This window comes from Vulcanococcus sp. Clear-D1 (assembly GCF_014654725.1).
Classification (GTDB): Bacteria; Cyanobacteriota; Cyanobacteriia; order PCC-6307; family Cyanobiaceae; genus Vulcanococcus.
Genome location: NZ_JACVZV010000026.1, coordinates 17261 through 31804, shown reverse-complemented (window position 1 = coordinate 31804; position 14544 = coordinate 17261). Strand labels below are relative to the sequence as shown.

Here is a 14544-nt window from a genome sequence, read left to right as displayed (position 1 = left end):
CCCATGCGCGCAACCCCGGCAAGAGTGCCTGTGACACACTTTGAATCAGCCCTGCCAGGCAACGAGCCATGGGCAGCCTGGTTTTCCAGTGATCGAAACAGACGGTCTCGCTGAGCAGCAACCCGGCCACCATCCAGGCGAGGAGCACCAGATGGCGCTGATCGCGGACGGGGCAGTGTTGACGCAGGAAGCCGGTGAGCTCACAGTGGAGCCGGGCTCGGGAATCCACGAGCGATTGGATTGGTGTGACAACCCCAACCTCTCATGGCTCTCCGCCCACCCAATCAACTGAGACCCGTTCTGTCGCAACGGGTCTCGCTGTTGTGTCGGGCAGCCAGGACAGTGGGTTGACATTACCCGCAAACAGCGCTAGAGAAACATTATAAGAAATAGATTAATGAGCAGCTTCAATTGGTCAAAGTTCTACGGAATCAATGAGAGAGTTGATATCGACTTCAACGAGCTCGTGGGTCTTGGGCCAGGCGGCATCCAGTTTCCAACGAGCGGAGGGAAAGGAAATATTATCGAATTCGGCGGCAATCCCAACAATCCAAACAAAACACGGTTACCGGTATTCGGCTTCGCGGGACTCGAAGCAGGGTTGGCAGCTCAACTGGGATACGACTACGGCGCAAAGCTTGACCTGGGCTCCGCAAATGCAAGACTCGAAAGCGGAGTCAATATCACGCTAAAAGGGGATTTCGCTACATTTGGCGATACATCGAGGGAACCGGAGTTTGAATTTGACATCGACACAGTACCAACACGTCTCGACTGGAATCTAGTTACTCCAGAATTTCGTGCATGGGCCTATCTTACGTATGCTGCGGGAATTGATCTCGACTACTACTACGAGATCCCACTCCCAAGCTGGGTCAAACGAATCACGGGATCAATTGGAGATAGCGGCAATATCTTCCACTGGGCAGACTCAGGAAGGAGCGGCACCGAATTCGGCTATCCCTCCACAACGTTATCTGGAAGCAGCACACTCTCAAGTTTAAGGCAACTGGAAAGGCAGATGCTCGGAGAAGCGCAACCAGCGTGGGCCAGAGAGATTCTGCCATATGTTGATCTAAGGTTTTTCTCACCTCCATCACCAAGCCCGCAGACAACCAATAGCGGCTTTTCGCTTGGAAGCAGATTTCCGATTCTGGAGATCACAGGGGATCTTGATCGGGCCATATCAGACCTAACAGGAATTCCCTTCTCTGGTGACATCAACCTTGACCTTGGGATTGGGCACTTCGACGCAGACTGGAGCCTGATAGACGTAAATCCCGCTCTAAGGTTGTACGGCTACTACGATTTAGCGCTAGAGTTCGCAGTAGAGAAGGTAGAGATTTGGTCTGCGGAGGCTGGCATCAGTGCAAAGATTTCAGAAGTGAAGCCTGGGGACATCACCAGCCAAGACCTATCAGGAGCAAGCATTGCCAATCTTCTTAGAGGCATCAATCTTCCAGATACAAACAACAACAAACAATTCGACTTCGAGCTGCGCTGGAATCCCACTGTAACGCTGACACCAAAGCTCGGCTTCGTCACCGAATTTGGTTATGAATTTGGGGCATTAAATGCATCCATAGATCTTGGCGTAGATCTTGATTTTGGATGGCTAGGCAGTTGGAGCAGTAACTGGAACGCCAAAGTACCGACACCCCCAAGCATACCCAAGAACTACAGAACACTATTTAGTTCTGATACACCTATTACCATTCCCGGTTTGACAGACGGGAGGAAAGTGGTTACACCATCGTGGCTCCAAGAGATCAAGATTCCACTCCGAATACCACGAGGTCTTACAGATGCCAGGCTTTTCGATTTAGAGGCTCGATTGGCAGCGATTCCCAGCTTTGATGAACCGATCGATATTCCCTCACTTAAAGATACAACCCAAACCTCGACCATCAACATTCCGAGCTCTGTCTTTAACAAAGTACCATGGCAAGGACTTGCCGTGAGATTGCCAGAAAATATTGCTGAGATAAGTGTTGACACCGGAGTCGTTCCACTTGTTCTCTCTTTACCAAGCTTTGGGAACACAGAATTTAGCAGACAGATTGAATACAATTTCCCTGGCTTTACACTCAATAGCAAGCCAGGAGAAGGGAGCAAAGCAGAGTCCTTGCCAGCTATCAGCAGGACTGACAAGCTGACTGCGCTTCCGCAGCAATCAGCGACCATAGAATACATAGACGAAAGATGTCAGATTGACTCAGTCGCCATAGCAGACAGCCAAGTAACGCTAGATCTGAGCTGCGGGAACGACGAAGTGCATGGAACCCTCAGGGACTACTCATTTGTGGCGATGGGGGAGGGAGATGATGAGGCTTTGATCAACATAATTAGCAACCCAAACCCAACATACCGTGACAACGAGGCGAGCTTTTTCGATCAACGGTCATATTCTTACGATACACTAATAGATTTGGGATCAGGCAATGACACCCTTAAGCTAGGTGAAGAAGGAAGTTATTTGAGATCTAGTGAAAGCGCGCCTCAGTTATTATCTCAAATAAGAAACGTTGAAATCCTCTTTGACATAGACGGTCAAGATAAGATTGATTCAAAAGCAGCTGGATGGTTCAACAGCAGTGTGACCGCACGCGGAGGCAGAGAGAGTGGTAGAGTAGTTGAGCTAAAGAATCAAATTACAAGGATACCAGGAGAAGACGCTCAGCCCTATTACCTAATTACAAACAGCTCAATCACAACCGAGATAGCAACCGCAGCAATAGAGTTTGAAAACAAATCCGGGAAGATAGGCAACTATGGCCAAGACATAGACGATTCGATCACAAGAATAGCAATAGACTATAGTCAGTTCGATCCAGGTTCGCTTGATATTAGTCCAAGCATCCCTTTATCCACAGGCAGCCAAATCGCGGCCGATAATACATTTAACAACTGGGCAGAAGGCGTCTCCTTCAAAATCACAAACACCTTAGTAGAAGGAGATGGCACTGAAAGCATCGTTACAAATGACACACAAGAGGCTCAAGAAGTTTTTCCTGGATTTATCCAGTATTCTGACCATCGGGTAGAGATCATCGGAACGAGTCAGGACGACACATTCATTCTTGATGGCTTCGCGTCAAGGATTGATGGTGGAGGTGGGAATGATAGATACATACTTAACTCGCCCTACGGCATTTATGACCTCAGAACGAACAAGAAACGCGCGGAGCGAGACCTCAACTATTTTTCTCCTATTGGATTAATCAATGACGGGCTAGGTGAATCTACGCTTGAAATTCATGACGGCGCTCTCAGATCTTTCTATAATCACGGTGCAGTAACCTTAGTCAACGAATTCGGCACGAGCTACGAGATCATAGAAAGAAATGATGGCAAGCCATTTGGACTGAGCTGGTTTGATGTACAGAACGGCAGTGGTAATATTTTAGAAGACGATGAAGTAACCAATCTACTGGCAAGCAGTTCGAATTGGAAACTAGACCTAACATATTTATCCGAAAATCAGAATGGTCTAACTTTTGATAGCAAACTATTTTACACAGAAGATCCGATTAGCCGCGGCAATGAACTTTACTGGGGTAAGTGGCAGCCTTCATATGTAAAGCTTCCAAAGTCAATCAGCCTGCCCAAGGGCGACAACTTTCTTGATCCAGCAAATTTATTTGGAGAGTTAGATGGATCAACCCTAACAGGCCATGTTACTGAGGATAGTTCCTTTAGCGACCGCCATATCCTGATGCCATATGAGCATTTACTTGAACCAACCAATACTAGCCTAGTAATCAAGTTAAACAGCGGAAATGATCTGATTTACGGCTACACTTACAGAGATATTATAGACATGTCAAACCTAGCGCTGCATGAAGATACCGCCATTGCGCCACATATAGGCTTCAAAGGTATTTTTGATAACGACAGATTTGATGATGACACAATTATCCTGCCACGCAGTCTTGATGAATTACTGCTGGAGACTATAGACAATGATGACGGCGATCCTACTACGCATGACATTCCAAGTCACATAATCCGATTCAAGTCAGAGAATGATGATTCTGGTATCGAGCTTCAACTGATCGAAAATGTTGTGATCGACGGAATCACATTTAATACTAAAGAGCTTTTTAATCTAGAAACAATGCCTCTGATAGTGCGTGGCATACCAAGTACACTGATTTCTCGCAATCTGTCAGACATACAGGCTATAGCTACAATCGAAAAACTCCTGACCAAGAAGATCGTAATCCAGACATCTGATTTTAATGCGTCGACACCATCCAATGATCCCAATCATCTAATTAAGGTTAATGCCGATAATCCTGATTTGGCAACAATAACAATACCCAAAGAAGTATTTACAAGTGCCATACAGTCGCTCGATGGTACTCCAACCAGTTTAAGTTTTCCTTATGACTACAGAGAATCCAACCCTCTAGGTGTCGTAAATGAGTTTGGTTATCCGTCCTTAACAGAATTTGAACAGCAAGCTGTGGCTTTACCTGCCGATGCGTCTGCATTGGTGAGGACAATGGGATTCAACGAAGACGAATGGAACGTCTATCGCAATGTCTTGGCCACGAACAAGCTAAACACCGATCCTGGAAGCTATGCATTCAGTCGCAACATTAGCACAACTACTATCGAAGGTCGCTATATTTTCTCGTCGATTGGCAAACAAGACGCAGTCAATACACTCAAAGCGTCCAAAACAACTCTAGGTCTACAAGGAGCGTATTCAACTCCAGCCTCGACCATTCAGTTCATTCAGTCACCTGCAATCCAAGAGATTTATCTCGCGGCACTAACGCTTGCCAATCACAAGCGGTTCATTGCGTCAGAAGCCAACGGAAACTACTACAAGTCACTATCAACAGACGAGCAGCTTGGCCTCCTCACGTATGCCCACAATGAAGGCTTCAGCGCCGCAGAAAAGTTTCTGAGCACCGGTCTCACTGCTGTCCGTTCTGGACTTCCGGTGACCAACTTCAGAGATCATCTCCTGTACGAACTAGACATACGGAGACCCATTGCTGAAAGAAGCTCGCTAGAACAGCTTTTGTATGCTCTTAGAAAAGACAATGCTGCCGCACAGCCAACACTTAATGAGGATGGCGACGTAGTGATTCACCTCAGCAAGGAAATAACCCTTGCTGATCCACAAGATCCTGCATCCGAGCCAATTTATGAATGGCCGAATAAGATTAATTTTGACTACAGAATTTCCACTGCGGGAGGTCACTCTTTTACATCATCTTACGAGATATACATTGTCGATCAATCATACGAACAGGCAACGGTAAAGGCCCCAGAAGAAGAGGGACTGAAACTAACTCCAAAACTGGGCTCAGGCGTGACAATCTCCAATGAAGCCGTGCTCAAAATTGATGATAAGTCTGGCGACGGTAAGGTAAGTGGCGACGAACTAGAGCTCGACCTAAACGGCAACAAAAGAATAGATCCATTCGAAAGACTGCCAAAAAGCGATATCTTGGCAACCGGAATCATTCGTTTTGATCTAGAGCTTACTGACATCAAGAACAATCCCTCTGCTGATATTGTGGTCGACCTACAAAACCCAGTCAAGGCAAATGCCTACAAAAAATGGTACGATAACACTTGGATTGATTTTCTATACAATCCTGCTACGCCATTAGATGGTGGGGCCGAGTTGATTGATCGCAACAAGGACGGATTAGTCGAAAAGATTATATTACACGTTACCGACAACCAGCGTGGAGATAATAACGAGGCGATTGGCTTTATTGAAGATCCTGGTGTTCTTGCCCTATCTGACACCACAGCTCCCACCGTCACCGCACGCAGCGTCAACGGCTCCACACTCACCTTGACCCTCAATGAAGACCTCGAGGCCACTGTTCCTGCACTAGGTCGCTTTACGGTTCTGGTCGGTGGTGTAGCCCGAGCTGTGACAAGTGCCAGTGTCAATCCTTCTGGAAAGACCGTCACGCTGCAACTGGCCTCTCCTGTGACCAGTGGCCAAGCGGTCACTTTGGCCTACACCGACCCCGCTGGTGATCAAACCACTGGGGTGATTGAGGATGCCGTTGGTAACGACCTCGCCAGCTTTGCAGCTCAGGCCATGAATAATACTACTGAGAAGGATGAAGCTGATAATCACGCTCCGTCATCTCTAGAACTAAGACTAAAACAAAGGCTGCGCTTTCGGAGCGGGAAAGCGCTTGGAGCCCTCAGGACGAAAGATCCCGATCTCGACGATACACACATATATAGAGTCCACAGTAACAAAAAGAAATTTGCATCTGGAAGATTTTTCTCTATTGATGGCAATAAGTTAGTATTCTCAGCCAACCCCAAAGATGTGTCTGGTATTCGTAGATTTAAATTTCTCATTTCAAGTACCGATCAAGCCGGGAAAACATTGACCATGAAGGTTAGTTTCGCCAATCCTCTGCGAAGCCACAAAGCCAAGACAAGAGGCGAAAGAAGCAACCGCCGCCAAAGCTTTGATACTGATATCCACAATAATAACGTAAGTGAAGCCTTACCATTCTTGAATGCCGACGCCTTACGCAACATTTCAACGGCACAGGATGCAGTTGACACCATTTTCAGTGCTGATCAATATTTGTCAAAGAATCACTTCGACAACAACAACTTCACAGAAGCAATCCGGAATATCAATAGTCAATATTCTCAGATAATAATCGAATCTGTCAGCAACAAGGGCCAGCTTATAGGCGAGGGATTAATCTTTAGAGAATACAAGGCCTTGCGGAATTTTGGCAGGATTCTGCATGCAGTCCAAGACTTCTATGCTCACACCAATTGGATTGAACTAGGATTCGACCCCTCATTCAATTACTATTACTTAGGTGGCAGCGGCGACCCGCAAATTCTCTTTGATAATAGCTATACCTATCTCCCTGAACTTAAGCCTGGCCATCAGATTGGTACTACTAATATAGTTCCAATAACAATACCAGGGTCACCATTTGACAGCATTGGAGTTTTAGGTGGCGGATTGGGCACCCTTAAAGAAACCAGATACGATCTTAATAACGATGGGGAAATTAATACCCTAGACAAAGCTTTCTATTGGTCTATTGACAGCTCCCATCCCTATGCAATTGAAGGAACTACAACATCTGGGAGAGTTATAGGTGCACTTTCTTCTGGGCTAGGCGCGCCTCTGCTTTATGGACAACCTTCTCTTACAGACATAGCTCTTAAAACACAGATCACCTACGAAAAGAGTGTGGGCGGCAAACTTCAGACTTTTGTGCAGCCTTGGGTTTTCGATATCAAAGGATTTGACCATGGTGGAATGGCTGGTATAGACAGCTCAGCTGTCGGATTTTTGAGCCCCACAATATCACCGAATCCACGCCTCGATTTATTTACATATCGGAGCTCGGCGATTCAAAAGGATAGGATCAAGATTAGGGATCTTGCTTACCCAATTGGCCTAAGCAATTCGACAGATCCAGACCGAAACAATGGATTTGAATTTTGGAGAACATTTCTATTCGAAAATCCTGTCAGCATTCAAATAGCTGATCGGCATATTTTAGCACCTTCGCTCAAGGAAAATGGGGCTTTTCTAGGTCCTCTCTCAAAAGACAAGCCTGATTCACGGGGCGCAAATATTGCCAAGGAATTAAGCAATCGCCAAGTGCAACACGAGTTTGTAAGGCTTCTTTATAATTTGGATGCAAGTAGATTTGACGTTCAGAGTTTTGGGTTTAATTTTTTGGATAATACTACAAAGGATAGCAATGGTCTCACCGCTCGCGATAGATTTAACAATCTGATGCAGGGAGAAAACAGCGAGTTTGATTCTCTCACAGGACGGTATCTTAATCTTGGGATTCCAAAATCAAATGCAGCTCAGAGAAGCTTTGACTCAGAAGTCATCAACTACTTGGCAGGCAGAGATATCCTTTCAAGTGGCATTCCTTCGCCCTCTTTTGATTATAAGTCAGGTCCTCTATTCGTAGACTCTACGGATGTTCGTGCCGAATGGCTTATGAGCTTGGACCGCCCAGGGCTCACCGTGACAGAGCTGAAGAGTGGAAACGTATTGCTGCCAAGTTCTAATCTTGATAACTGGAGTCACTATCTTCACCAATAACACAAGTCCAGCTCTCCCTATAATGTTAGCAGACTTGCGTAGTTTTACTATTTATACCATTATTCTTGGCGGAAACGTGCAAGCTATTAAGCTTTCGTGAGTCCATGAAAAAAGGGCTGGAGTACTTATCTGCACTCTCAATCATAGATCCTCATTGGTCAAGCAGAGTGCGAGCTATATTTAGAAGCAAGACTATTAGCTATGGAATAGATTCTGAATTTACACTCAAATCAGAGGTTAATTATTCTCGAGAAGTTAAGTTTATTCGCAGATTTCTCGCGACCACAGAGCCGCTGACAGGGCTTTCATTTAGCTACTCAACCAACACAGATTGCAAGCCAGATCTTTTAATAAGATTCTCACTAGATGATTCACTTGGAATTAGAGGAAGCACAACATTGCAAAAACACAGGATAGAAGTAAATATTGAACATTTTACCACTGGTTACTTGATGGGCAATTTCAAGCAAGTAGCCGCCCATGAGTTGCTTCATGCACTTGGATTGTCTCATCCATTTGGTAGCGGCTCTTATCCAGGTGCCGACGTGACAGATACGCTAATGTCCTACAATGACTTTGATCCACGGTTCAATCGACTCACTGATCTGGATAGGTCAGCATTAAGTTGCATATGGTTCGACAACCTGAGCTGCCTTTATTGACTTCTCAACTTGCTGAATCGCGCATGTGGGGCCAAATTAAGGGATAAGACCTCCGATCAGATGATGCTTTTAATGCGCAATAGCTTAAAGCTAGCGGTCGCGGTGCTCTTCACAGCCACCATCGCCGTCTGGACCGAACGCATTGAGTTTGTCTGGTACCCCCTTCTGGCGGTGATCATCGTTGTGGATGACAACGATGATCAAACCGTCAAGGCTGCATCAGCCCGGATCCTTGGCACGGTGGCCGGAGGGCTGATCACCTTCATCGTGCACACCATCCTGTCGGGCTGGATGGGGGTGTTGGTGTCGCTGGTGCTGATGATCCCAATCTTGGAGTGGCTGAGCTGGCAGAGCGCCTTGGGCACCGCAAGCATCACCAGCATCATGTTTTTGATGATCCCCAGCCACGTGGCGCTCAATTGGAACTACGTGTTCAATCGAGCGCTCGACACCGTGGTGGGGTGCGTGGTGGCGATCCTGGTGGGACTGCTGTTCTGGCCCCGCAACAGCTACCGCGAGCTCGGCGCCGCCGATGAGCGCCTGCGCAGCAGCTTGCAACGCCAATTGCGGCACTACAGCGCCTGGCTGCGCCAGCAGGCCGAGCGCCCCATCCCCCTCAACCCAGCCCCCCTCACCGGTGATCTGCTGCGCATGGAGCAGTTGGTGAGCCGCGAACGCAGCGGTCCCCGCCACCAGCTCCTGCGCAGGAGCCAATGGGAGCAGCGCCTGCGGCTCTGGCAGCTCACCCAATCCCACTGGGTGAGCTGGGAGCGGTTAATGCAATCTCTCCCCGAGCGCTCGCTCCAGCAGGCGGAACTGATCCGCGGGGCCGTCGTCGCCTTGGGCGAGCAACTCGAGGCCCAGCCCCGGCCCACCCCCCGACGCAACACCCAGGCCTGGCAGCAGCTGGCCGAGCGCGAACAGCTGCCCCTGCTCCCTCTGCTCGCCTTGGCCGAAGAGCTGCGCCCCCTGCATGCCTGCCTCGGGGGCCTCAATCGCCTAGCTCCCGCGCAGACGCAACGGCCGTGATCAACCGCAACGCCCTGCGCACCGCCCTCACCGCCAGCCTGGGCAATGGCTTCGCCAGCATCACCGGCCTGCCCGACAGTCAATACGTGGCCCTGGCGGTGCTGTCGGTGTCCAGCGGCACCTATGGCACCTCCTTCGAACTGGGCCGCCAACGCCTGCTCGGCACCGTGCTCGGCTCGGTGTTGTTGTTGATCGGGTTTGAGTGCCTGCAAGGCCTACCGATCGCGGTGGGGTTGGCGATCACCCTGGGCTGCCTGCGGCTCCTCGGCGGTCTGCTGAGCCTGAAGGTGGGCTACAAGGTGGGCGGCATGATCGTGGTGATGGGCTGGCTGGTGCACGAGGGCAACCTCGCCAGCTGGATTCCACTGCGCTTCTTCTGGACAGCCCTCGGCGTGGTGCTCACCGTGCTGAGCCTGCGGCTCTTCTGGCCGGCGCGGGGGATCGCGCAATGCCTTGGACGCTACGGCGACCTGATGGAGCAGTTGCAGCACACCTTCACGGCCCTGGCCCAGCGCCTCGAGCCCCAGGCGGCAGCCGGGGCAGCGCCCTCGCCAGCCGCCCGTTTTCGTCAGTTGCGCGCCACGCTGCAGAGCGCCCGTAGCCAGCGGCCTGCGCTGCTGCAGGAGCTGGGGAACCAACCCCAGCGCCACCCGGCGGTGCTGTTGGTGAGCAGCCTCGATGCCGCGGCCTCGCGGCTCGTCACGATGGTGGGCGGCATGGAGCGGGCCGTGCCCCCCGAGCGCGACCCCCACCTGGTGGCCCGGCTGCACCAGGCCGAAGCCGAGCTGCTCGAGCGCATGGCGACTCAGGTGGGGATCTGGAGCCGACAGCTGCGCAGCACCGATGGGCTGCCCAGCCCACCGCCGCGAGAGCTCGAGCTACCCCGCAGCTGGCTGGATCTCGGCGCCGAACTGAATGATCCGCTCGCCAATTCCGCCTCCCTGGAGCGGCTTGAGCGCATTGCCACCCGGCTCGTGCTTTGCCGCCAAGCGGAGCAAGCGATCCGCGACGGAGAAAACAGCTGGCGAGCAATCATGGCGAAGAGGTGATCCGGCCATGACGGTTGTTCGCGCCCTACTGCAGCAGCGCCACAACTATTACCGCTGGTTGCTGATCGTGGAGGTGATCGCCTTGATCAGCCTGCGGCCGTTGCAACAGGCGCCGCAGCTAGTGAGCGTGGTGTACCTGATCATCGGTGGCGTCGGGGTGCTCATGGATTCCCCCCTGCTGCCCCAGAACAGGCTCATGCCTCAGCTGCACACGGCGGTGATTCCCCAGAAGCAGCACAACTATCTGCGGCAGGTGATCCGACGGCGCCGTTGGTTGCAATACGGCTGGCTCTGCGCCGCCGGGGTGGAAGTGCTCTGGCAGCTCTCCTTGTTGCTGCGGCCAACCCTGGCGCTGCACCTAAGCGTGTTGCACATGCTCGTTTGGCTGTGCCTCTTGCTCTATGAGCTCTGGGCCCTGATGACAGCTCTTGCAGAAGAGCCGATGTTCAGCGGAGACCTGTTAATGGGTGCAGCGGCGGGGTATCTGCTGATCGGCTTCACCGGCGGGATCGTGCTCAATTCGCTGGTGGTGCTCGATCCGGCGGCCTTCACCGTGACGGGATCTCCCTATGGCGAGTTGCCCGCAGCGATCGCCTATGCGCCCCACATGCTCGGCGCCGCTTTTGGGAGCCTCACCACCCTGGGCAGCCCGGTGCTGAACAATCAGAACCTCACCAGCGTGAGCGCCAGCGCGGGCATCACGATCGTGGGGCAGCTCTATGTGGCGATCCTGATCGCCGGTGTGCTGGGGAAGCCGCGCCAAATCGCCACCGTGCGCAAGGCGTCACATCAAGCCCGTCGTGGTTCGGCTCCATCCCCCAGACTGCGGCGCAAGAGCCGCTGATCGGCACCACCTCGGCAGCACCGTGGCCCTGCGACAGCGCGTTCTCACCCTCAGCCTGCTCTGCTGCAGTCCGGCCCTGGCGGCACCACAGCCAACCAGTCCGGTCTCCTCGGCCGTGCCGGCTCCGATGATTGGCGGCTCCACCGAACTGCTCGAGCGCAGTTGGCAGAAGCTCGATGCCGAGTTGCGGGCGCTCGATCAGATGTTGCCGGCTGAGCCTGAGCCCCCCGTGCGCGATGTGCTCAGCACCCCTGAGCTCCCGCCCAATCTCTTGCGGGCCAATGAACCGGCGCAAGGCCCCATCCAACCGGAGCAATCCACCCCTGCCCCGCCCCTGGATCTGCCAACCCCCAAGCAGCTGGAGGCCGCTGGCATCGCCAGCCTCAGCCTTGAGCAGGCCTTGGCCATTGCCTTCGCAGGCAGCGCCAGCCTGCAGGCCCAGCGCGAGCAGGTGGCGGCAGCCCTGGCCAGCTTCCAGGCGGCGATGGGCACTTACTGGCCCACCATCAGCGCCTTTGCGGCCGGTGGCTACGACCGCAGCCGCAGCACCGAAACCTCGCTGCAAGCCAACGACAACCTGGGCTTCGGCCCGCTGTTTGACAGCAATGGCTTGCTCACCCCAAGCCCAAAGCCGCCTGGCTACGCGCCCACCCCAGGCCCTTTTTATGTGCCGGAAGGCGGCTCGGCGAAGCTCACTTCAGGCAACAGCGCCTTTGAAGGCGGACTGCAGCTCAACTACGCCCTGCTCGATTTCGCCAGAACACCCAGGGTGCAGGCGTCCCGCGCCAGCCTCGAGCAAGAGCGCAACACCTACGCCAATCAGCTGCGCTCCTTGCAGCTGCAGGTGAGTGAGGCCTACTACCAGCTGCAACAGCAGGAACAGCTGGTGCGCGTGTACGACGCGAACGTGCGCAACGACCTAGTGATCCTGCAGGACAGCCTCGATCTCAAACAGGCCGGCCTCGTGCCTCGCCTCGATGTGTTGCGGCGCCGCGCGATTCAGGCCTCCGATGAAGAAACGCTGATTCAGGCCATGGCCGATCGCGCCGTGGCGCGCCGGCGGCTGGCGGTGCTGCTCAACCTGCCGCCCCAGGTCACCCCCAGCGCCAGCGACCCGATCGCGGTGCAGCCCCGTTGGCCCCTGGATCTCGAGGCGAGCCTGTTGGCGGCCTACCGCGGCAACCCCGAGCTCGAGGCCATCCTCGCCACCCGCCAAGCCCTGGCGCAGCAGAAGCAGGCCACCGCAGCTGGCTTGCTGCCCAAGCTGTCGCTGTTCGCCAACGCTGGCGGCAGCAGCAACCTCTCCAGCCTGGGGAACTTTGAACTGGGGGGCGGCGGCTGTTGCGGCTCCACCGTCCTGCCCCTCAGCTCCACCAATGCCTGGGATTGGTCGGTGGGCCTCACCATGACATGGCTGCTCTTTGATGCCGGCACCACCGCCGGGCAGACCCGCACCTTCGCTAAGCGGGAAGCCGCCGCGGCCCAGCAATACGCCGCCACCCGCAACGACATCCGCCTGCGGCTGGAGCAAGCCTTCTTCAACCACGAAGCCAGCCTCGCCAAGCTCAGCTCGGCCCGCCGCGGCGTGGCCGCAGCCGTGGAAGCCTTTCGCGATGTGCGCCTGCGCTATCTCACCGGCCTCTCCAGCGAGCTGGATGTGTCGATCACCCAGGACCGGCTGATCAACAGCCTGGTGCAACGGCTCAACGCCACGGTGGGCGTGAACATCACCTACGCGCAATTGCTGCGGGAGCTGTTGCCGATGCCGCGCGATCCCAACCAACCGATCCAGCCACAACTACAGCTGCAGGTGTCGAGCAGCAGTCCTTAAAGGAGGCCGGCGCCATGGCCAACACTCTGCCCAGCCTCAGCCCCCTTTGGCGCAACAGCCTGCGCACCTGGCTGGCTGCCACGCTCACCATCGGGATCATGCTCTGGTCGGGCCGACGCGACGTGATGATGCTCGGCCTGTTGATGGCGGTGCTGTTCATCAACGACAACGAGCTCACCCCGGTGCGCAGCCTTGGCCAATTGGTGGGAGGCGCCCTGGTGGGGATCCTCACCGCAGTGGTGCTGCATCAGTTCTCCGAGGGCTGGCTGGTGACCGCCATCGGCTTGCTCATCACGGGCTGCCTCGTGCGCGGCCTTGGCCTCACCAAAGGCGTGAGCATGGGCTACATGGGCTGCTGGGCGCTGGAGATTGTTGGCCATGGCAAACAGTTCAACTGGGCGCTGATCTTCAACCTGGCGTTCACGGTGGTGACGGGCATCGCCATGGCACAACTGGCCACCTGGGTGTTCTGGCCGCGCCGGCCGCTCCAACAACTGCCAGCCCTTGAAGCCGGGCTGTGCGACCAGCTGCGGCAACAGATTCAACGCATGCGCCACTGGCTCGACACCGGTGGCCAGGCGCCAGCACCGCTGCAATCCAAAGCGTTGCTGCCCCAGATCCTCCAGCTGCAGGAACTGCGCGATCAACGGGCCGGCGTCCGCACCCCGGCGGCAGTCCGGCGACTGAGCTCACGTTGGGCGCAAACCGGCAGCATCTGGCGCCAACTGCTGCGCCAATGGCTGTTGCTGGAGCCCCTGTTGCTGCAGCTACCGCCCCGCCCCGCCAGTGCGCCACTCCTGCAAGCCGAGCTGCGGGCCCTGGAAGCAGCCCTGGACAGCAGCGCAGCCATTCCGCCGATGCCTGCCGCGATCGATCCCGCAGGCACCCAGAACAACTGGTTGCAGGAGGCAGCTCAGCTCCAGGCCTCCCCACCCTTGCTCCTCGCCATCGGCCAACAGATCACCCAATTGCACCAACTGCTCCACAGCCGCGGCCTGGTGCGCCAGGCGATCGGGCGCCAGGAGGCCAGCTGAGTC

Annotated in this window: 7 protein-coding genes; all 7 read left to right on the top strand. The window is 54.0% G+C overall.

Translation table 11 applies throughout. From position 1 onward, the window contains the following. Positions 1-397 precede the first annotated feature (397 nt). The 7 genes from H9532_RS11045 (at position 398) to H9532_RS11015 (ending at position 14541) form a co-directional block, all read left to right on the top strand. Complete coding sequence (locus H9532_RS11045; RefSeq protein ID WP_296368394.1) at positions 398-8092, top strand: SwmB domain-containing protein; 7695 nt, start codon at positions 398-400, stop codon at positions 8090-8092. A gap of 104 nt (positions 8093-8196) precedes the next feature. Further along, positions 8197-8754: a hypothetical protein gene (locus H9532_RS11040; protein WP_296368391.1), complete on the top strand. Its 558-nt coding sequence runs from the start codon at positions 8197-8199 to the stop codon at positions 8752-8754. Between the two features lie 72 nt (positions 8755-8826). Next, the gene (locus tag H9532_RS11035) at positions 8827-9783 is read left to right on the top strand and encodes an FUSC family protein (protein ID WP_296368389.1); all 957 of its coding nucleotides are present in this window, start codon (positions 8827-8829) and stop codon (positions 9781-9783) included. After that, on the top strand, positions 9780-10832 hold the full coding sequence (locus tag H9532_RS11030; protein ID WP_296368387.1) for an FUSC family protein: 1053 nt from the start codon (positions 9780-9782) through the stop codon (positions 10830-10832). The genes H9532_RS11035 and H9532_RS11030 overlap by 4 nt, the downstream gene beginning before the upstream one ends. A gap of 7 nt (positions 10833-10839) precedes the next feature. Continuing rightward, positions 10840-11676, top strand: coding sequence for a hypothetical protein (locus H9532_RS11025; protein WP_296368385.1), 837 nt, complete (start codon positions 10840-10842; stop codon positions 11674-11676). A 22-nt stretch (positions 11677-11698) separates the two neighbouring features. Beyond that, a complete protein-coding gene (locus tag H9532_RS11020; protein WP_296368384.1) occupies positions 11699-13507 on the top strand; it encodes a TolC family protein in 1809 nt (602 codons plus the stop codon). A gap of 14 nt (positions 13508-13521) precedes the next feature. Continuing rightward, positions 13522-14541 carry a hypothetical protein gene (locus H9532_RS11015; RefSeq protein WP_296368382.1) on the top strand — a complete coding sequence of 340 codons (1020 nt, stop codon included), beginning with the start codon at positions 13522-13524 and terminating at the stop codon, positions 14539-14541. The last annotated feature ends 3 nt before the right edge of the window (positions 14542-14544 follow it).

What these genes read in the sequence shown, in the direction of transcription:
- H9532_RS11045 (WP_296368394.1), top strand. Translation starts at nt 398, where the DNA reads ATGAGCAGCTTCAATTGGTCAAAGTTCTACGGAATCAATGAGAGAGTT.
- H9532_RS11035 (WP_296368389.1), top strand. Translation starts at nt 8,827, where the DNA reads ATGCGCAATAGCTTAAAGCTAGCGGTCGCGGTGCTCTTCACAGCCACC.
- H9532_RS11025 (WP_296368385.1), top strand. Translation starts at nt 10,840, where the DNA reads ATGACGGTTGTTCGCGCCCTACTGCAGCAGCGCCACAACTATTACCGC.
- H9532_RS11040 (WP_296368391.1), top strand. Translation starts at nt 8,197, where the DNA reads ATGAAAAAAGGGCTGGAGTACTTATCTGCACTCTCAATCATAGATCCT.
- H9532_RS11015 (WP_296368382.1), top strand. Translation starts at nt 13,522, where the DNA reads ATGGCCAACACTCTGCCCAGCCTCAGCCCCCTTTGGCGCAACAGCCTG.